Consider the following 19,657-nt stretch of genomic DNA (forward strand, 5'->3'; position numbering starts at 1 on the left):
TTCGGCAGCGTCAGATGGGTATAGGGGACAGGCTGCGGGGGACGCGATCGCGCTCGTGCGCGGTGCCTGGGACGGGGGAGTCGGGATGTGCTGGGTATCCATGGTCACGCGCTCTTTCGCATCCGCGGATCGACGATCGTGTAGACGACGTCGATGACGAGGTTCAGGATGAGGGTGATGGCGACGAGCACCATCACGACGGACTGCACCGTGAGCAGGTCGCGGTTGCCGACGGCGTCGAGCAGCATCGAGCCGAGGCCGGGGATCACGAAGACGCGCTCGATCACGACCGCACCGATGATCAGGGCCGCGATCTGCACGCCGGTCACCGTGATGACGGGGATCGCGGCGTTGCGCATGCCGTGCTTGAGCAGAGCCTTGGTGGGGCTGAGACCCTTCGAACGGGCGGTGCGCAGGTAGTCCTCACTCATGATCTCGAGCACGGCCGAGCGCACGTAGCGGGTGAGGATGGCGCCCTGCACCGAGGCGAGCGCCAGCACCGGGAGGATCAGGCGCCGGATGAAGTCGCCGAAGTTCTCGCCGGGCGGTGTCCAGCCGCCGGCCGGCAGCCAGCCGAGGCCGACCGCGAAGACGAGCACGAGGAGGATGCCGGCGAGGAAGCCGGGGATCGCGACGCCGAGCTGCGATCCGGCACCGATGAGGATCCCCGAGGCGTTGCGGTGCTTGACCGCGGCGATCGTGCCGAGGGGGATCGCGGCCAGGAGCGCCACGACCATCGCGGTGAGCACGAGGATCAGACTGACCTGCAGGCGGTCGACCACCAGCGGACTGATGTCGGCGCGGGTGACGTACGAGGTGCCGAAGTCGCCGCGCACGAGGCCGCCGACCCAGTCGAAGTACTGCACGACGAGGGGGCGATCGGTGCCGAACTCGTGCCGCGTCCTGGCGAGCAGCTCGGGGCTCGCGTTCACGCCGAGTGCGACCTGCGCCGGATCGCCGGGGACGAGGCGCATGAACAGGAAGACGACGACGGTCGCGACGAGGAACGTCACCGCGAACCGTGCGAGGTTGATGAGTATCCGGATGGCCATGCGTGATCCTCTGGACGGTGGGGGTGCTCGGCGTGGTGCCGCGCACGGGATTCGAGAAGGGGGCGACGGGGCGGACGCGGTGCGCGGCCGCCCCGTCAGCGGGTCACTTCCAGGAGAGGCCGGTGAGGTCCAGCGACTCGACGATGGAGTTCTTCGGCATGCCGGTGAGGTCCGACTTGGTGATGACGATGTTCGGGAACAGGAACAGCACGCCCGATGCGGCATCGTCGACGATCTGCTTCTGCACCTCCTGCATGCCCGAGATGTAGCCCTGCTCGTCGGCCGCGTCGGCCTTCGCCGCGATGGGGGCGATCTTCGCGTTGTCGTAGCCGATGTAGTAGTCCGGGTTGTTGAACACCGTGAGCAGGTCGCGCGCCTCGACGGCGAGCACCGTGGTCATCTGGAAGTCGTGCTTGGTGAACACGTTGTCGAGCCAGACCGCCGGGAACTCGGACGACTGGATCTTGACGTCGATGCCGACCTCCTTGAGCTGCGACACGACGATCTCGGACACGGCCTGCGCGTAGGGGCGGGTGGGCACGGTGTAGGTGATCGAGAGGTTCTCGGCGCCCGCCTCCTTGAGGAGCTGTTTCGCCTTCGCGGGGTCGTGCGGGTACTTCGCGTTGAGGTCGACGTAGTAGGGATCGGTCGGGGTCGCGTAGGTGGCGACGAGCGAGCCGTAGCCGTTCCACGCGGTGTCGATGATGGCCTGGCGGTCGAGCGCGTAGAGCACCGCCTGGCGCACGCGCTTGTCGTTGAACGGGGCGACCCGGTTGTTGAACGAGAGCGAGACCTCGCCGCTCGAAGTGCCCGAGGTGACGGTGAACTTGCCGTCGTCCTTGAAGGTGTCGACGAGCTCGGGCGCCTGCAGGTTGACGATCGCGTCGACGTCGCCGGTGCGCAGCGCGTTGGTGGTGGCGGTCGCGTCGGCGAAGTACTTCAGCGTGACCTCCTTCACCTTGGGCGCGGTGCCCCAGTAGTCGTCGCGGGTCTTCAGCACGATGTTCTCGTTCTGCTTCCACGACTCGACCGCGAAGGGGCCGGTGCCGACGGGCGTGTTCGCCAGGTCGGCGACGCCGGTGGAGGAGAACATGGCGCCGACCGGGGTGGCCATGTCGAACAGCCACGCGTTCGACGGGTGGCTCAGGTGCACGGCGACCTCGGTGTCGTTCTTGACCTCGACGTCCTGCACCACGTCCATCTTCGCCTTGAGCGTGGTGGTCCAGTCCTTCTTCACCCGGTCGAGGCTGAACTTCACGTCGTTCGCGGTGAATTTCTCGCCGTTCGAGAAGGTCGCGCCGTCCTGCAGCGTGAAGGTGTAGGTCTTGCGGTCCTCGCTGATCTTCCACTCTTTCGCGAGGAGGGGGACGATCTTGCCCGACTGGTCGACGCGCACGAGGCCCTCGTAGACGTTGGTCATGAGCGCCTGCGGGATCGCGGATCCGGCGGTCTTGGTGAAGTCGAGGTTCACGGGTGCGCCCGTGAGCGCGACCGTGACCGCGGTCTGGCCGGAGCCCGCGCTCGAGCCGGATCCGGTGCTGCCGCCGGATCCCGCCGAGCAGGCGGTGAGGGCGAGTGCGCCGGCCGCGACGAGCGCCGCGGCGAGGGTGAGGGGAGTCTTGCGTCGCATCATTGCTTCCTGTCGCAGGGTGGGCCGACCGGCGGTCGGCTTCTCGGTGCTCCGGCTCGGGGTGTGCTGCCGGGGTGGCTCGAACGGTGCGGGTGGCACCCCTCGGCGGTCATCTTCATCGACGTTCGCCTTCGAGTCGTGAGGTTCGAACCAGGATACATGGTAAGACCACTGCTCGCAGCGTTAGGATGAGGGACATTTCCGGCAGACCCGTCGTCTCGACGGGCGGACCGGGCCAGACTTCGCGAAGGAGCACCGTCGTTGTCCACTCCGCACAGCTTCGCCCCGGCGGTCCCCATCCATACATACCAGCGCATCGTCGAGCAGATCGAGCACGCGATCGTGTCGGGCGAGATCCCAGTCGGGGCCCAGCTCGCCAGCGAGCGCGAGCTCATGGTGCAGTTCGACGTGAGCCGCCCGACGGTGCGCGAAGCGTTACGGGTGCTCCAGAGCATGGGGCTCATCGAATCCAAGCCGGGCACCCGCGGCGGTCCCCAGGTGCTCGCGCCCTCGCCCGACACGCTGCGGCGCTCGCTGCGCGCCATGCTCGGCACCGCCGCGCTCGACCTCGCGGAGCTCGTGCAGTACCGCGTCGTGCTCGAGGGATCCGCCAGCGCGCTCGCCGCGCTGCAGCACTCCGACGCCCAGCGGGAAGAGATGCGGGCCGCGGTCGAGGGTATGCAGGCCGCCGCCGAGGCCAACGCCGAAGAGTTCGCCGACCTCGACCTCGCGTTCCACACCCTCGTCTGGAATGCGAGCGGCAACCGGATCTTCGCGCTCAGCGGCGAAGCAGTCTCGGGGGTGCTCCGCGGTCTCATGCACCGCGACGCCGAGGGCATCCACCACGACAACCGGGTCAAGCTCGAATCCGCAGCGATCGACCGCGGGCTCTTCGACGCGATCGCCCGCCGCGATGCCGTCGAAGCCGGCACGATCGCGCGCCGCGCCGTTGCGAACCGCTTCGGCCCGTTGCTCGAACCCGGGCAGCAGGAGGCGCTCGCGCTGCTCGCGGGGTAGCGGGCCCAGGGGCGCTAGGGGCTTCGCGGCGCGGGGAGCGCGAGCCGCTCAGCCGCGCCGCGGTGCCGTGACCGCGGCGAGCACCGCGCCGAGCGCGACGAGCGCGGCGAACCCGAGCACGGCGACGGGCAGCCCGACGAACCCCGCGGCCGAGCCGAGCGCCAGCACCGGCAGCGCGCTGCCGAGGTAGGTGACGGTGTAGATCGAACTGACCGTCGCGCCGGTGCGTGAGACGGGGACTGAGGCCACCGCCCGGCCGAACGCCGACTGGAATGCGAGCCCCTGGCCGGCGCCCGCGGCGATGCCGCCCGCGACGACCAGCGCGAGCGCCCCGGTCAGGGGAGCGAGGCCGAGCAGCAGGATGCCGACGGCGAGCACTGCGAGCCCGACGGGCTCCCGCCAGGCGCCACGCAGGGGGAGGAGCTGGATCGACGCCGACGCCAGGAGGGTCAGCGCCGCGAGCAGTCCCACCGCCGAGCGGGACTCGACGGGCAGCAGCGCGGCGAACGCCGACGGTGCGAGCGAGAGGCAGAACCCGAAGAGCGAGAAGCTGAGGAACCCGATCACGGCCGCGCGGCGCACCGCGGCGGCGGAGCCCGCGCGCTGCTCCGAGGCGGGGGAGGCTCCCGGTGTCGTGGCGGCCGGAATCGATCCGTGCGGGTCCGCGGGGAGCGGCTCGGCGTCCTCCGGACGGCACGCTCCGTGGGGCGCGACCGCGAGAATCACCGGGGCGAGCAGCGCCAGTGCGAACGCGACCGAGAAATACGGGGTGCGCAACGGATCGCCGGTCTCGGAGAGGAGGCCGCCGAGCACCGGTCCGAGCGCGACGCCGCCCGAACTCGCCAGCAGGGTCAGGCGGCCGGCGGTCCGGGGACGCCCGGCGAGCAGCACCCGGAACGCGCTCGACGCGGTGCCGGTCGCGGCGGCGATGGCGAGTCCCTGCACGGCGCGCGCCGTGCAGAACCAGCCGAGGTTCGGCGCGAGCGCGAGGCCGGCCGTCGCGAGCGCAGCCACCGAGAGCGCGGTCACGAGCACCGTGCGGCGGTTGAGGCGATCGGCCAGCCGCCGGAACAGCGTCAGCCCGACGAGCATGCTGAGCACATAGCTCGAGAAGGCCACCGCGACGCCGAAGGAGTCGAGGCCGAGCCGCACTTCGAGCAGCGGGAAGAGCGGCGTCGAGAGGTTCGCGGCGATCAGCAGGAAGCTCAGCGTCAGGGCGGTCAGTGCGACCCGGATCCTGGGTCTCACCGCGGCCGGGGCGGCGACGGCGAGGTGCGGGGCGGCGAGAGCCTGGGGTGCGCTCAAGGCGGGTCTCCTGTTCGGGCGTGCCCTTGTGGGGCTGTCCGTGATCCGGTTCGCGCGGGGTGCTGCGCTCCCGGATCTCGTGGTGTCGGGTGCACTGACCGTGCCCCGCTCATATTCAAGGGAGTCCGAGCGAATCGCGCAAGCGAAGTTTCTTGAATTGAGCGATATGCTTGATCCAGAACTCTCAAACTGGGCAGAAGGTGAGCAGAATGAGCGACCTCGATCTGACCGACCGCAGGATCCTGCGCGAGCTGGACTCCGACGCGCGCATGCCGGTGGCGATGATCGCCCAGCGCCTCGGGCTCGCCCGCGGCACGGTGCAGGCCCGCCTCGACAAGCTCGACGCGGCGGGCGCACTCCGGCTCGCGAGCACCCGCATCACCCCGCAGGCGCTCGGCCGCCCCGTCGCGGCGAGCGTGCAGGTCGAGCTCGACCAGCACAGCATCGCCGAGGCGATCGCGGCGCTCGCCGATATCCCCGAGGTCCTCGAATGCTTCGCTCCCGCGGGCGACACCGATCTGCTGCTGCGCGTCGTCGCCCGCGACCCCGACGACCTCTACCGGGTCAGCGAGGAGATCCGGCTCTGTCCCGGAATCCGCCGCACCTCGACCAGCCTGTTCCTGCGCACCGTGATCCCCTACCGCGTCACCGGACTGCTCGCAGAAGGATGATCCGCGTGCGCTGCGGAACCGGGGCTCGACCTGGGAGAATGGACCGGGCGATGAGTTTCGAGCGCGAGGGCGGAAGATGACGGAACAGGCGAACGGCTTGGCCAGCAGGGTCACGGGGCAGGTGCACGTGATCGGCGCGGGCCTGCTCGGAGCGAGCGTCGGCCTCGGGCTGCGGGCCCGCGGCGTCGACGTCACCCTCGAGGACGTCTCGCCGACCACCGCGGCGCTCGCCGCCGACTACGGGGCCGGTCGGGCCCGCGCCGAAGGCGAACCCGATCCCGCGCTCGTGGTGGTCGCGACGCCGCCCGACGTGGTCGCCGACGCCGTCGAGGGCGCGATCCGCCGGTTCCCGAACGCCGTCGTCACCGATGTGGCGAGCGTCAAGCTCGCCCCGCTCCACGAACTGCAGCGCCGCGGCCTGAACCTCGACAACTACGTCGGATCGCACCCCATGGCGGGACGCGAGCGCGGAGGCGCGATCATGGCCCGCGCCGACCTGTTCGTCGCACGCCCCTGGGTGGTGTGCCGCGACGCCGACACCTCCGCCGAGACCCTCGCGCTCGTGGAGGCCGTCGCGCTCGACCTGGGCGCGGTGCTGCTCGAGATGACGCCCGAGGCGCACGACCGCGCGGTCGGTCTCGTCTCGCACCTGCCGCAGGTCGTGTCGAGCCTGCTCGCGGCCCGCCTCGTGCCCGCGGACGAGCACGCGATCGAGCTCGCGGGCGGCGGACTGCGCGATACGACGCGCATCGCGGCGAGCGATCCCGAACTGTGGGTGCAGATCCTCGGCGCCAACCGCGAGCCGGTCATCGAACTGCTCGACGCGTTCCAGCGCGACGTCGCGACGTTCACCGACGCCCTGCGCGCCGCCGATGCGCCCGGCTCGAAGCGGAGCATCGCCGACCTGCTGGCGAGCGGCACGAACGGCGTCGCCCGGATCCCCGGCAAGCACGGCAGCGCCGCCCGATTCGCCTCGATCACGGTACTGATCGACGACCGCGCCGGGCAGCTCGCGAGCCTGCTCACCGAGCTCGGCGAGCTGGGCATTAATATGGAAGATCTGCGCCTGGAGCACTCGCCGGGTGCGCAGATCGGATTCGCGGAGATCGCGGTGCTGCCCGAGGTGGCCGAACGGGCCGTCGCCGATCTGCAGAGCCGCGGATGGAGGACGCTATGACCGAACGGGTCGACCCCGCGCTCGGCGCACCCGAAGCCGTCCCCGCGCACACCTCGTCCCTGCTCGCCGCGATCGACGGTCCCGCGGGCAGCGGTAAGTCGAGCGTCGCGCGCACCGCGGCCGAGCGCCTCGGCTTCGGCATCCTCGACACGGGCGCCGCGTACCGGGCGCTCGCCTGGGCCGCGCTCCGCACCGGCATCGATCTCGACGACGCCGCGGCGGTCGAGAACCTGCTCGACCTCTGGCGCTACGAGATCACGCTGCGCGGCGCGCAGCGCGTCGTCGTGCGCGTGCCCGCGTTCGACGGCCTGCCGTCCGACGAGATCGACGTCACCGCCGAGATCCGCGAGCACTCCGTCAGCGGCCAGGTCAGCCGCGTCTCCAAGCACCCGGCGGTCCGTGAACGGCTGAACGCCATGTTCCGCACGATCGTCGCCGAGTCGGGCCTGCCCGGCGTGGTCATCGAGGGTCGCGACATCACGACGGTCGTCGCTCCCGACGCGCCGGTGCGGATCCTGCTGACCGCCCGCCCCGAGGTGCGCGCCCAGCGCCGTGCCGCAGAACTCCCCGGTCTGAGCCCCGAACAGGTGCTCCAAGACCTGATCGCCCGCGACGCGAAGGACGCGCTGGTGGTCGACTTCCTGAACCCCGCACCCGGGGTCACCCTGGTGGACACGAGCGAGCTCGACTTCGAGCAGTCCGTCGCCGCCGTCACCGACATCATCCGAGGCGCGCAGGCCCACCAGGCCAGCGCCCGCCCCGAGGAGGAAACCGCATGACCGAGTCGAACGAACTGCACGACGAGGGCGAGACCGAGGTCTTCGACCTCTCCGCCATCGACCCGAGCGAAGTGATCGAGGGCGGCGCCGACGTCACCGACGAGGAGCGCCTGCGCTCCATGCGCTCCGGCCTCGACGACTTCGAGCTCGAGGCCGAGGACCTCGAGATCCTCGGCGCCGACGGCGAGTTCCTCGGCTTCACGCAGCCCGAGGCGGAGGCGCTGCCGGTCGTCGCGATCGTCGGACGCCCGAACGTCGGCAAGTCGGCGCTCGTGAACCGGATCCTCGGCCGCCGCGAGGCCGTGGTCGAAGACGTGCCCGGCGTCACCCGCGACCGCGTGAGCTACCCGGCCGAGTGGGCCGGCACCCGATTCACCCTCGTCGACACCGGCGGCTGGGAGCCCGACGCGAAGGGCATCGACGCGTCGGTGGCCGCGCAGGCCGAGGTCGCCATTGAGCTCTGCGACGTCGTCATGTTCGTCGTCGACTCGCGCGTCGGCCCGACCGCGACCGACGAGCGCGTCGTGCAGCTGCTGCGCCGCACCAAGAAGCCCGTCTTCCTCATCGCCAACAAGGTCGACGACGCCGTGCAGGAGCCGCAGGCCGCGCAGCTGTGGTCGCTCGGCCTCGGCGAGCCCCGCCCCGTCTCGGCGCTGCACGGCCGCGGCGTCGCCGACCTGCTCGACGACGTCATGAAGGCGCTGCCCGAGGAGTCGGCGGTCGCCCGCCCGAAGCTCGGCGGCCCCCGCCGCGTCGCGATCCTCGGCCGTCCGAATGTCGGCAAGTCGAGCCTGCTCAACAAGGCCGCCGGCGAGGAGCGCGTGGTCGTGAACGACCTCGCGGGCACCACTCGCGACCCGGTCGACGAGCAGGTCGAGATCGCCGGCCGCGTGTGGACCTTCGTCGACACCGCCGGCATCCGCCGCCGCGTGCACCTCTCGCAGGGCGCCGACTTCTACGCGTCGCTGCGCACCGCCGCCGCGCTCGAGAAGGCGGAGGTCGCGGTCGTGCTGCTCGACGTGACCCAGGAGATCAGCGACCAGGACCTGCGCATCATCGACCTCGTGCTCGAGTCGGGCCGCGCGCTCGTGCTCGCGTTCAACAAGTGGGATCTGCTCGACGACGAACGCCGCCGCTTCCTGGAGCGCGAGATCGACCAGGACCTCGCGCACGTCGCCTGGGCGCCGCGCGTGAACATCTCGGCTCGGACCGGCCGCCACCTCGAGAAGCTGGTTCCGGCGCTCGAGACCGCGCTCGACTCGTGGGACACCCGCATCCCGACGGCGAAGTTCAACGCCTTCGTCGCCGAGCTCGTGCAGGAGCACCCGCACCCGCTGCGCGGCGGCAAGCAGCCCCGCATCCTGTTCGGCACGCAGGTGCAGAACCGCCCGCCGACGTTCGTGCTCTTCACCACGGGCTTCCTGGATCCCGGCTACCGCCGCTTCATCCAGCGCCGCCTGCGCGAGCGCTACGGCTTCGAGGGCACGCCCATCGTCATGAACATGCGCATCCGCGAGAAGCGGCCCCGCGCCGGCCGCTAGTCCCGGTTCGAGCTTCCTCGCAGCGCGGCAGCAACGCGCTCGACGAGAGCACACCCAATCGACGAGGGGACGGGTTCTGCGCGCGTGGCTTGCCGTTCTCTCGTCGAGAGGCCGTTCTTTCGTCGGTGGGGCGTCAGCCCGTCCGTGGGCCCCGCACGGCACGATCGCTAGGGTGGGCGCATGGAGTTCGTGGAATCCGATGACGGATCGTGGGTCGCCTTCGAGCTGATCGGTGCCGATGCGACGAGCGCCGACGCCAGCACCGGCGCCGACGCGCCCGCCACCAGCACCGCCACCGCCACCCCGGCGGATCCGGTGATCGTGATCCCCGGCGGCCCCTGCCGCGGGCCCGAGTACCTCGACGGCCTCGCCGGGCTCGCGGAGGTGCGTCCGCTCGCGGTCCTGCACTTGCGCGGCACCGAGCCGACGGGCGGCCTCTCACGCGGGTGGTGGGCGGACGCCGCCGACGCGATCGCGGTCGCCGATCGGCTCGGCCTCGAACGCTTCGACCTGCTCGCTCACTCGGCGGGCACCCGGGCGGCCCTCGCGCTCACCGCGCGTTTCCCGGGCCGGGCCCGATCCCTCGCGCTCATCACGCCGGCCGCGGCCTGGCTCACGGGCACTCCGCACGACGGCGACGAGGTCGGCGCACGCCGCGACGATCCGCTGATCGACGCGGCGCTTGCCTCGATGGAGGTCGAACCCGCCGACGAGGCCGCGTTCCAGCGCGCGTGGGAGACCGAGGCGCCCGCAGGCTACGCCGCCTGGGGTGACGCGGAGCGCAGGCACGCGACGATCGGCGGTATATCGCTCGCCGCCGCGACCGCCTGGTTCCGGGGGACCCCCGAGGACGCGGTCGAGCGGATCCTGCGTGCCGAACGGCCGCCCGCCCTCGTGCTCGCCGGGGCGGAGGACATCCTGAGCGGGGTCGAGACGGTGCGCGCCTACGCGGCGGCCCTGGGCGCCGAGCTGCGGACCCTCGACGGCTGCGGGCACTACCCGTGGGTGGAGCGGCCGGCGGGGTTCCGCGCGGCGCTCGACGATTGGATCGCCGCCCGCTGAAACCTGCGCCCGACGGAACCCCCTCGCCGGCCGCGGTTTTCGCGCGGCGCGGACGGGCCGCTAGCCTCGAGGGATGACGGACGGCACCCGCGAGTTCACCCGCCTCGAGCGCGGGATCGATCGGCTCGCCCACCGGATCCTGCGGGGCGCGCCCCGCCGTGGGGCCCGAGCGGTGCTCGTCGAGTGCGCGGTGTTCCTGCTCAAGCAGGCGTGGGCGTGCGTATTCGGTGCGCTGCTGCTCGCCGTGATCGTGGCCGCCCGCCTCTGGTATCCCGAGGACGCCGCGCTGGCCCGCAACGACGCCCTGACCATCGCGGCGATCGTGATCCAGATCGGTATGCTCGCGTTCCGGCTCGAGAGCGGCCGGGAGCTGTGGGTGATCGTGCTGTTCCACATCACCGGAACGGCCATGGAGCTGTTCAAGACCGACGTCGGATCCTGGAGCTACGACGGCGAGGGCGTGCTCCGCATCGGCGCGGTGCCGCTGTTCTCGGGGTTCATGTACGCCGCGGTCGGTTCGTACATGGTGCGCGTGTATCGCCTGCACGATCTGCGCTTCGCGCGGTATCCGAAGGTCTGGCTGACGGCGATCGTCGCCGCGCTCATCTACCTGAACTTCTTCGGGCACCACTTCGTGTTCGACTTCCGGTGGATCCTGCTCGCAGCCGTCGTGGTGCTCTGGTTGCCGACCGTGATGCATTTCCGCGTGTGGCGTACGACGCTGCGGGTGCCGATCCTGCCGGTGTTCGTCGGGGTCGCGCTCTTCATCTGGTTCGCCGAGAACATCGGGACCTGGGCCGGCGCCTGGTTCTACCCGAATCAGACCGACGGCTGGCACCTCGTGTCGCCGCAGAAGATCGTCGCCTGGTTCCTGCTGATGATCATCTCGATCGTGCTCGTCACCTTCGTGTACCCGCCGAAACCGCCCGAGGCGGGTGAGCCGGGCGCCGGGGATGCGGAACGGCCCGCCCCCGAGAGGGAGCGGGCCGTCGACTGAGGCTGCTGCGGTCGGCCGCGGCTCACCAGCCCCAGTAGGGGATCGACGCGAGGGCGCCGAAGGTCACCGCGGCGATCCCGAAGAGCGCGGCGAGGGCGGTCGCGCCGAGCATGATCGAGTTGAGCACGACGCCCCAGATCGCGAGGGTGCGGTCGGCGGTGCGGCGGCGCAGGGCGATGATGCCGAAGACGAGGCCGACGATCGGCGCGATGAAGGTCCAGCCGGCGACCACCGAGACGATGCCGAGCACGAAGCTCGTGATCGTGAATGTGCGGGTCTGATCGGGGTTCGGCGCGGGGCGGGGAGCCCCCTGGTACGGCGCCTGCGGGATCGGGTGCGCGGCGGCCGCCGGCGGCAGGTCGGCGTCGGGTCCGAGCGGCGGCAGCGGGATCGTCGGCTGCTGGGCGGTGGACTGCCCGCCCTGCAGCGTCACGGTCGGCTGGGTGCCGGTGGTGTCGGGCATGACCGCGGTGGCGGCTGCGGGATCCGCCACGACGGCGGTGTCGGTCTGTGCCTGGTCGTTCGAGCTGGCGGTGGCGTTCATGACGCGTTCCCTTCGGTGTGGCTCCGGCCTCGATGGTCGTCCGGTGCGTGATGATTCCACGCTACGGATCCGTCGAGCCCGTGCCATCGGACCGCGGTATCGACGGGATCGTACCCGGGTACCCGCTCGGATCGGGGGAAACCCCGAGGCGACCCTGAGAGCCCGCAATCCCGACGGACCTGCCTGGCGCGTGCGTGCGTCCACGCCTCTTGTGCCTCTTCGAGTGGCGCCAAACCGCTGGAATCTTGCGGAATAGCAGCCGTTTGTCGCCACTCGACGAGGCGTGCGAGCGCGTACGCGTGATTCAAAGTGGCCTCCGCATCGGGCAGAGGAGACGAGGCCGGGTGCCCGCAGCACGGGTGCCCGCGCATTTCGTCGAGTGGCGCCAAACAGCTGGAATCGGCCAGAATAGCGCCAGTTCGCCGCCACTCGACGAAAGCCGAAGAGGGAGAAGTCAGCCTCAGTGCTGCGCGTCGGAGACGCTCGTGCCCCTCGGCGTGAGGAAGAAGATCGTGACCGCGACGGCGACGAGCACACCGCCGCCGATGATCCCGGTCCACTGCATCGAATGCGTGAACGCGATCCCGGCCTCGTGCGCGAGCTCGGGCAGGCCGAGCTTCTGCGCGACCGCGATGGCGCCGCCGAGCGACGACTCCGCATCGGCGACCGCCGCGGGGTCGGGGGTTCCCGGCCAGACGAATCCCGCGAAGTTCGCGCGGTACCAGAGTGCTGCGACGCTGCCGAGGATCGCGACGCCGAGCACGCTGCCGAGCTCGTACGCGGTCTCTTCGAGCGCCGCGGCGCTGCCGGCCTTCTCCTCGGGGCTGCCCGACATGATGAGGGCCGATCCGATGGCGAGCGCGCCCGTGCCGACGCCGACGAGCGTGATGGCGATGAGCACGGTGAGGGTCGAGAGGGTGCCGGGCTGCACGCCGATGAGGATCATGCCGACACCGGCCGAGGCGATGCCGCCGGCGAGGACCGCGCGCGGGCTGGTCCAGCGGGCGAGCGCGGGGGCGAGCAGCGCCGAGATCGCGCCGCCGATCGCGGCGGGGAAGAGGCGCAGGCCCGTCTCGACGGGGGTGGCGCCGTCGACGAGCTGCATCCACTGCGCGAGAAGCAGCAGCGCGGATCCCATGGCGAAGCTCGATCCGAGCGCGCCGATGATGCCGGCCGAGAACGGTCGGCTGCGGAACAGACGCAGGTCGAGCAGGGGCGCGTCGCTGCGCAGGCAGCGCACCGCGAACCAGCTGAGCAGCGCGAGCGAGGCGAGCAGGGCGGCCCAGGCGGTGGGGTTCGCGAGGGATGCGCCGACGCCGAACTCCTTGACCGACCAGATGAACAGGGTCATGCCCGCGAGCGAGAGGATCACGCCGAGCGGGTCGATGCGGCCCGGGTTCGCGACCTTCGACTCGGGCAGCACGAAGATGCCCGCGACGAGCGCGACGACCATGAGCGGCACGTTGATGAGGAACGCCGATTGCCATGAGAACTGCTCGAGCAGCGCGCCGCCGATGAGCGGGCCGACGGCGGCGCCGAGACTCGACGCCGCGGCCCAGATGCCGAGCGCGAGGGTGCGTTCGCGCGGATCCTTGAACACGACGCGGATGAGCGACAGCGTGGTCGGCATGATCATCGCGCCGCCGAGCCCGAGGAACGCGCGGAGCGCGATGACGGCCTCGGCGTTCGTCGCCCAGAGCACGAGCAGCGAGGTGCCGCCGAAGATCGTGTAGCCGATGAGGAGCATGCGCTTGCGGCCCCAGCGGTCGGCGAGCGCGGTGCAGGTGACGAGCAGGCCCGCGAGCACGAGCGAGTAGACGTCGACGATCCAGAGCACCTGGTCGGCGCTCGGGCGCAGCTGCTCGGTGAGGTCGGGGATCGCGATGTTGAGGATCGTCATGTCCATCGTGATCACGAGCAGGCTGGCCGTGAGCACGGCGAGCGTGCCCCAGCGTCGGGCCTTCGAGTAGGGCTGCGGTGCGGTGGCGTGGGACTGAGTGGTCGATGCTGCTGCGTCGGTCACGAGCGGGGTCCGTTCTGGTGCTGCGGGGCGGGCTCCGTGGAGCGGGGGCGTGCGGGGTGGGCGAGTGCTTCGAGATCGCCGACGATGACGTCGAGATCGAGCGGCTCGTCGTGGAGCCCCGCGTGGATCATGGCGCCGTCGACGTAGATCGCGACGGCGCGGGCTCGGTCGGGCGGGAGGCGTTCCGAGAGGATCGCGACCGCGCGGTCGAACCAGCGGCGGGCGAGGGCGCGCCGGGTCGGATCCGATGCGCCGGCGCTCACGAGGATCAGGTCGGCCTGCACCTGGCGCGGGTCGACGAGCCAGGAGCGCACGAAGGGGGCGAGGTCGGCGACGGTGAAGTCGTCGGCCGAGGTGATCTCGGCGAGCAGGTCGAGCGCCGCGTCGGTCTCGGCGACGAGCTGTTCGAGCGCCGACTCGCGGAGCTCGTCGAGCGAGGCGAAGTACTGGGTGGTGGATCCGAGCGAGACGCCCGCGCGCGCGGCGACGCGGCGGTGGGTGAGGGAGGCGGTGCCGCCCTCGATGATGAGCTCGGCGGCCGCGGCGATGATCGCGCGCTTGCGGCCCTCGGGGTCGCGGCGGCCCGGTGCGGGCGCGTCGATGACGGGCTGCTCGGTCACGACCGACCCCTTTCTGTACGTTTGTACATCAATTGAACGTGTACAAGCGTACAGGAACGCGCGGCGCCCCTGCCCGAGCAGTTCCTGTGCATCGCCGCCGGTAGGCTTCGGGCATGACACCGACGTCCTCCGCAGCGTTCTCCGACGCGTCCCCGGCGGCTCACCGGAGCGCAGCCGGATCCGCACGGTCCGTGCGCCCCGCGGGATCGCCGACCGCGCTGCTCGCCTGGTTCGCGCCCTACGCGATCGTCTCGGCGGTGCACGTGATCCTCCGCTTCGCCGAGCACCCGCTCGCGGAGCCCACCAAGCTGATCCTGATGCCCGCGCTCGTGCTCGCCGTGCTCGGCGCCGCCGCAAGGATCCGCCCGTTCCCGCGCGGCGTCGTCGCCGTGCTCGTCATCGGGATCCTCGCCTCCTGGCTCGGCGACGGCGCGGGCACCTTCTTCCCGACGCTGCCCGAGCTGCCGATGATGCTCGCGTGCTTCGGGATCGCGCACCTCGCCTACATGTGGGTGTTCTGGCGCGGGGCGGGGATCGCGGCGCGACCGCGCGTGCCGCTCTGGGCCGCGGCCTCCGCGCTCTGGTGGATCGTGCTCATCGCGATCCTCGGCCCGCACACGGGCGCGCTCCTGATCCCGGTCGCGCTGTACGGCCTCGTGCTCGGCGGCACCGCGACGCTCGCGTCGCGCTGCGGCCCGGTCGTCGCCTGGGGCGGCGTCTGGTTCCTCGTGTCGGACTCGATCCTCGCGTTCCGCCTGTTCCTGCCCGACGCCATGCCGGACTGGACCAGCGGCATGGTCATGCTGACCTACTGCCTCGGGCAGGGGCTCATCGCCGCGGGAGTGGTGCGCGCGGCGGGGCGCGGCATCGAGCGCGCCTAGATCGGGAGCCGCTTGAGCAGCTTCTTCGGGCCGCGGGTCGCCGCGACGCCGACCGCCTCGACGCGGGTGCGCAGCTCCTCGTCGGCGGTCACGACCGACACCCGCAGACCGCGCTCCACGAGGGCGCGGGCCTCGGCCACGATCGTGTCGTCGCCCAGCTCGGGCGCCCCCACGACCCGCACGTCGCCCGCCGACTCGACGTCGCGGGCCACGCCCTCGGTCACGACGACCCACTCGGGGTAGGCAGCGTCGATGCCGGGCAGCGCCGCGTCCGACAGCCCGACGAGCCCCGGCGCGACCGGCGCCCCGCCGAGCGCCAGGATGCGATCCCGCAGGCGTACAGCGGCGGCGCGGCGATCCTTCCACCAGCCGTCGGGCACCGAGCCGATCACGTTCGCCGCATCGACCACGATCGCGGGCGGCGCGGTCAGCAGCGGGCGCAGCAGCGGCCAGCTCGCGGCGAACCCCGGGTGCAGCGAATACTCCTCGACGCGGTCGAGCGGCACCCACTCGAGCGCGTGGCTCTCGGCGTCGGCGATCACCGGCTCGAACGGGCGCGCGGCATCGGCGACGATCGTCGCGTAGGTCCAGCCGCCGCGATCCAGCACGTGCCGGTAGCGGGGGAGCACCCCGTCGAGCGGCACGCCGGCCTCCTCGTTCGACTCGCGCACCGCGGCCGCAACCGCGTCCTCGTGCTCGTGCCGCGCCCCGCCGGGAATGCCCCAGGTGCCGCCGTGATGGCTCCAGTCGGCGCGGTGCTGCAGCAGCACCCCGCGCCCCGGATCGTGCAGCAGCAGACCCGCCGCGCCGAACCGGCCCCAATAGCTGTTGCCGTCCGCCGCCGTGACCCAGGCGTCCCCGGGATCCCTGGTGTCGCTCATGCGACCAGCCTATTGCGGCGGGGCCGTTTGGAAACGTCCGGCGTCAATCGCCGCAACGAACGCTCGGTAGTCCGCCAGCGACTGCGCCGCGTACTCCTGCGCCCAGGACGCCATCGCACGATCGAACACGTCGTTCGACCCGAGATACCCCGCGATGAACCCGGCCCCCGGGCTCTGCGCGTGCGCCCGCGCCAGCTGGTGCCCGCACGCGCGCACGTAATCGAGGAACGCCGGCGGATCCAGCTCCGACACCTCGATCGACGCGTTGAAATCGCGGAACTGCCGCACGTAGAAACCGCGACCGTCGAACTGCAGATGCCCCAGGAACGCGTCGGAGCTCGACTGCAGCACCTGCTGGAACGTGACCACGCGCTCGCCGCCGTCGGCCGGCGCATCGAGTGCCGTGATCCCGCGGCCCGGCCGCCGATCCAGCCGGCCGTACTCGTCGAGCACGGAGCGGCCGGCCTCCTTCATCTGCAGGATCAGGGGTTCGCCGTGCGGCCCGGTGAGCACCGCGATGGAGCAGCGCGTGCCGACGCTGCCCACGCCGACGACGCGGCGGGCGACGTCCGTCGGGGTGTACTGCGCGAGCAGCAGCGCGATGTCGGGCGCGGCCGAGCGCCGGTACGCCGAGACGAGCTCGCTGAAGCGGTCCTCCTGCGCGGGATCGACGTGCACCAGCGTCGGCGGCTGCTCCCGGATCTGCTGGGTGCCGTCGGGTGCCGCCTCCATGATCTTCGCCGCGACCCGCGACGAGGTGCGCTTCGCCGCCCGCTTGAGCGTGCGGTTCAGCGCCTTCACCGAGCTCGCGCTCATGCCCGGCAGCTCCGTCGCGAGGCTCCGCTGGTAGTAGCGCTCGAGCGCCGTGCGCTTCGCGAGCGCGCGCATCGTGATCCGGTACGAGGCGGCTGCCGCGAGCGTCGCCTCCTCGGCGTCGGCCGCGCCGAAACCGTTGTCGGCGGCCGCGATCGACACGCTCGTCACCAGCCGCTTCACGTCCCACTCCCACGGCGCGATCGCGGCCTCGTCGAAGTCGTTCAGATCGAACACGAGGCTGCGATCGGGCGCCGCGAAGATGCCGAAGTTGCTGAGGTGCGCGTCGCCGCACGCCACCACCAGGCGGCCGCTGTCGGGGGAGTCCGCGAGGTCGGCGGCTTGGATCGCCGCCGTCCCGCGGTAGAACGCGAACGGGCTCTCGGCCATGCGGCTCATGCGCAGGGGCACCAGGTCGGGCAGGCGATCCGCGTTCTGCCGCTCGATGATCCCCAGCGGATCGCGCCCGGGATCCGCGTCGAACTCGGCGTGCGCCGAGCGCGGGGTGCGGGATCGCGCCGCGCGCCCGTCGGCGCGATGATCGGCGAAGCTCGCCACCGCGTCGTGCTCGAAGCGCAGGCGTCCGGGAATGTGCGACATCTTCGTTCTCCTCGCGGGGTGGCGCGGCGCGCGGCGGCGCTCGGTAGCGGGCGGCCGCGCTCGGTGGCGCGCGGCCGCGCTCGGTGGCGGGTGTGGGCTCAGCTTAGGGGAGCGGCGCGGCGGCGTGCCGGCACGGTCGTAGTCCCGCGCTGAACCCCGTCCCGCCGGTCGAGCGAGGAGCGCAGCAACGGGCCGAAAGCCGAAACCGATCCTGGACACCCGCGTGCGACGCGCGCATGCTGGGCGCATGGCTGCTTTCACCACTGCGAACGCGTTCAGCGGGTTCAGCGTCGACGACATCGATGCGGCCCGATCCTTCTACGGGGACACCCTGGGGCTCGAGGTCGCGCCCAACGCGATGGGGTTCCTCGACATCCGCCTGCCGCAGGGCGGGTCGATCCTCGTCTACGGCAAGCCGAATCACACGCCCGCGAGCTTCACGATCCTCAACTTCCCCGTCGACGACGTCGAGGCCGCGGTCGACGAGCTCAACGCGAAGGGCGTCGTGACGAAGATCTACACGGATCCCGACTTCGGTACCGACGCGAAGGGGATCGCGCACGGCGCCCCCGGTCGCGGCCCCGATATCGCCTGGTTCCGCGATCCCGCCGGCAACGTGCTCGCGGTGCTCGCCGCGGGGTGATCCGGGTTCGCTGAGAATTCGCGCGATCCGCGCTTGACTTCGAGTGCGCTCGAAGTCGTAGCGTTGGCCCCATGCAGCAGACGATCGAGACCCGGTCCATCTCGGAGGCGGCGCACGAACTCGGGCTGACGGCCCACACGCTCCGCTACTACGAGCGCGAGGGGCTCATGCTCGCGCCCGTCGATCGGGTGTCGTCGGATCGGCGGTACACCGACGCCGATATCGCGTGGCTCGGGTTCCTGCGCAAGCTGCGATCCACGGCCATGCCCATCGCGACGGTGCGCCGCTATGTGGAGCTGGCCCGCGCGGGCGAGCGCACGAGCGCCGAGCGGCTGGAGCTGCTGCGCGAGCACCGGGAGACCGTGCTGGCGCGCCTCGCCGAGCTGGACGACGCGCTCGGCGCCATCGACCTCAAGATCACCCTCTATTCCGAAAGGCTCGACGCATGAAACACGCAACACTCGGAACTCTCTCGGTCGGCCGGATCGGCCTCGGCTGCATGGGAATGTCGGCGTTCTACGGCGGTGCGGGCACCGACGACGCCGAATCGATCCGCACGATCCACCGCGCCATCGACCTGGGCGTCACCCTGTTCGATACGGCCGAGCTGTACGTATGGGGCGAGAACAATAATGAGGAGCTCGTCGGGCGGGCGCTCGCCGGCCGCCGCGATGACGTGGTGCTCGCGACGAAGTTCGGCGTGAAGCGGAGCGCCGAGGGCGGCCGCGCCGTCGACGGGACCCCCGAGAACGTGCGGCGATCCGTCGAGGGGTCGCTGCAGCGGCTCGGCACGGACCGCATCGATCTGTACTACCAGCACCGGATGGATCCCGAGACGCCGATCGAGGAGACCGTCGGCGCGCTCGCGGAGCTCGTGGCGGAGGGGAAGATCCTGCACTACGGCTTGTCGGAGGCCGCGGAGGAGACCATTCGGCGGGCGCACGCCGTGCACCCGGTGACCGCGCTGCAGACGGAGTTCTCGCTGTGGACGCAGGAGCCGGCGCGGCAGCAGCTCGCGGTGCTGCGGGAGCTCGGGATCGGGCTCGTGCCGTACTCGCCGCTCGGGCGTGGATTCCTCACCGGGGCGATCCGTTCTGCGTCTGCGCTGGGTTCCGATGATTTCCGTCGCAGCAACCCGCGGTTCACGGGGGAGAACCTCGACGCGAACCTGCGGATTGTCGAGGCGGTCGAGGCGGTTGCTTCGGAACTCGGAGCGACGCCCGCGCAGGTCGCGCTGGCGTGGGTCGTCGCGCAGGGCGACGACATCGCGCCGATTCCCGGCACCAAGCGCGTCTCGCGGTTGGAGGAGAACGTGGGTGCCGATGCGCTTGCGCTGTCGGCCGAGCAGCTCGCGTTCTTGGACGCGGTGCCGCCCGCGGTGGGGGACCGGTACGCGGACATGTCGAGTATCGGGCGGTAGG

19 protein-coding genes are annotated in these 19,657 nt (G+C 71.4%); 11 read left to right on the forward strand and 8 right to left on the reverse strand.

Going from position 1 to position 19,657, the window contains the following annotated elements; genetic code table 11:
* Positions 1-104 precede the first annotated feature (104 nt).
* The gene (locus tag BMH31_RS03295) at positions 105-1,052 is read right to left on the reverse strand and encodes an ABC transporter permease (protein ID WP_099724455.1); all 948 of its coding nucleotides are present in this window, start codon (positions 1,050-1,052) and stop codon (positions 105-107) included.
* Positions 1,053-1,155: 103 nt separating this feature from the next.
* Entirely contained in the window at positions 1,156-2,685 is a 1,530-nt protein-coding gene (locus tag BMH31_RS03300; RefSeq protein ID WP_099724454.1) for an ABC transporter substrate-binding protein, read from the reverse strand.
* Between the two features lie 258 nt (positions 2,686-2,943).
* Between BMH31_RS03300 and BMH31_RS03305 the strand changes: the two genes are divergently transcribed.
* Positions 2,944-3,699 (forward strand): GntR family transcriptional regulator, encoded by a 756-nt coding sequence (locus BMH31_RS03305; protein WP_099724453.1) that lies wholly within the window; start codon positions 2,944-2,946, stop codon positions 3,697-3,699.
* A gap of 48 nt (positions 3,700-3,747) precedes the next feature.
* On the opposite strand, the gene BMH31_RS03310 is transcribed toward BMH31_RS03305, so the two are convergent.
* Positions 3,748-5,004, reverse strand: coding sequence for an MFS transporter (locus BMH31_RS03310; protein ID WP_099724452.1), 1,257 nt, complete (start codon positions 5,002-5,004; stop codon positions 3,748-3,750).
* A 209-nt stretch (positions 5,005-5,213) separates the two neighbouring features.
* Between BMH31_RS03310 and BMH31_RS03315 the strand changes: the two genes are divergently transcribed.
* The 6 genes from BMH31_RS03315 (at position 5,214) to BMH31_RS03340 (ending at position 11,231) form a co-directional block, all read left to right on the forward strand.
* Positions 5,214-5,675, forward strand: a complete 462-nt coding sequence (locus BMH31_RS03315) for an Lrp/AsnC family transcriptional regulator (RefSeq protein WP_099724451.1) — start codon at positions 5,214-5,216, stop codon at positions 5,673-5,675.
* Between the two features lie 76 nt (positions 5,676-5,751).
* Entirely contained in the window at positions 5,752-6,852 is a 1,101-nt protein-coding gene (locus tag BMH31_RS03320; protein ID WP_099724450.1) for a prephenate dehydrogenase, read from the forward strand.
* A complete protein-coding gene (gene cmk / locus BMH31_RS03325; RefSeq protein ID WP_241898109.1) occupies positions 6,849-7,631 on the forward strand; it encodes a (d)CMP kinase in 783 nt (260 codons plus the stop codon). Before BMH31_RS03320 ends, cmk begins: the two co-directional genes overlap by 4 nt.
* Positions 7,628-9,172, forward strand: a complete 1,545-nt coding sequence (gene der, locus BMH31_RS03330) for a ribosome biogenesis GTPase Der (RefSeq protein WP_046453991.1) — start codon at positions 7,628-7,630, stop codon at positions 9,170-9,172. Before cmk ends, der begins: the two co-directional genes overlap by 4 nt.
* Before the next feature lie 180 nt (positions 9,173-9,352).
* On the forward strand, positions 9,353-10,234 hold the full coding sequence (locus BMH31_RS03335; protein ID WP_099724448.1) for an alpha/beta hydrolase: 882 nt from the start codon (positions 9,353-9,355) through the stop codon (positions 10,232-10,234).
* 73 nt (positions 10,235-10,307) lie between these two features.
* Positions 10,308-11,231 carry a DUF817 domain-containing protein gene (locus tag BMH31_RS03340; protein WP_099724447.1) on the forward strand — a complete coding sequence of 308 codons (924 nt, stop codon included), beginning with the start codon at positions 10,308-10,310 and terminating at the stop codon, positions 11,229-11,231.
* Positions 11,232-11,253: 22 nt separating this feature from the next.
* Here BMH31_RS03340 and BMH31_RS15665 read toward each other — a convergent pair whose 3' ends face one another.
* The 3 genes from BMH31_RS15665 to BMH31_RS03355 all read right to left on the reverse strand — a co-directional run bounded on the left by BMH31_RS15665 (position 11,254) and on the right by BMH31_RS03355 (position 14,418).
* Positions 11,254-11,775, reverse strand: a complete 522-nt coding sequence (locus tag BMH31_RS15665) for a DUF4190 domain-containing protein (RefSeq protein WP_241898110.1) — start codon at positions 11,773-11,775, stop codon at positions 11,254-11,256.
* 460 nt (positions 11,776-12,235) lie between these two features.
* Positions 12,236-13,798: an MFS transporter gene (locus BMH31_RS03350; RefSeq protein ID WP_099724446.1), complete on the reverse strand. Its 1,563-nt coding sequence runs from the start codon at positions 13,796-13,798 to the stop codon at positions 12,236-12,238.
* Entirely contained in the window at positions 13,795-14,418 is a 624-nt protein-coding gene (locus BMH31_RS03355; protein WP_241898111.1) for a TetR family transcriptional regulator, read from the reverse strand. The genes BMH31_RS03350 and BMH31_RS03355 overlap by 4 nt, the downstream gene beginning before the upstream one ends.
* Positions 14,419-14,531: 113 nt before the next feature.
* Between BMH31_RS03355 and BMH31_RS03360 the strand changes: the two genes are divergently transcribed.
* On the forward strand, positions 14,532-15,299 hold the full coding sequence (locus BMH31_RS03360; protein WP_099724445.1) for a lysoplasmalogenase: 768 nt from the start codon (positions 14,532-14,534) through the stop codon (positions 15,297-15,299).
* Here the strand turns inward: BMH31_RS03360 and BMH31_RS03365 are convergent.
* Positions 15,296-16,180 (reverse strand): NUDIX hydrolase, encoded by an 885-nt coding sequence (locus BMH31_RS03365; protein ID WP_099724444.1) that lies wholly within the window; start codon positions 16,178-16,180, stop codon positions 15,296-15,298. The genes BMH31_RS03360 and BMH31_RS03365 overlap by 4 nt on opposite strands.
* Before the next feature lie 9 nt (positions 16,181-16,189).
* Complete coding sequence (locus BMH31_RS03370; protein ID WP_158234936.1) at positions 16,190-17,593, reverse strand: DUF2252 domain-containing protein; 1,404 nt, start codon at positions 17,591-17,593, stop codon at positions 16,190-16,192.
* Between the two features lie 247 nt (positions 17,594-17,840).
* Here BMH31_RS03370 and BMH31_RS03375 point away from each other — a divergent pair, with 247 nt between their 5' ends.
* From BMH31_RS03375 to BMH31_RS03385, 3 genes are all read left to right on the forward strand, one after another.
* Positions 17,841-18,236: a VOC family protein gene (locus BMH31_RS03375; protein WP_099724442.1), complete on the forward strand. Its 396-nt coding sequence runs from the start codon at positions 17,841-17,843 to the stop codon at positions 18,234-18,236.
* A gap of 71 nt (positions 18,237-18,307) precedes the next feature.
* Positions 18,308-18,685, forward strand: a complete 378-nt coding sequence (locus BMH31_RS03380; protein ID WP_099724441.1) for a MerR family transcriptional regulator — start codon at positions 18,308-18,310, stop codon at positions 18,683-18,685.
* Complete coding sequence (locus BMH31_RS03385) at positions 18,682-19,656, forward strand: aldo/keto reductase (protein WP_099724440.1); 975 nt, start codon at positions 18,682-18,684, stop codon at positions 19,654-19,656. The genes BMH31_RS03380 and BMH31_RS03385 overlap by 4 nt, the downstream gene beginning before the upstream one ends.
* The last annotated feature ends 1 nt before the right edge of the window (position 19,657 follow it).

Origin of the sequence: Leucobacter sp. OLIS6, from assembly GCF_002752355.1 — a bacterium.
Classification (GTDB): Bacteria; Actinomycetota; Actinomycetes; order Actinomycetales; family Microbacteriaceae; genus Leucobacter.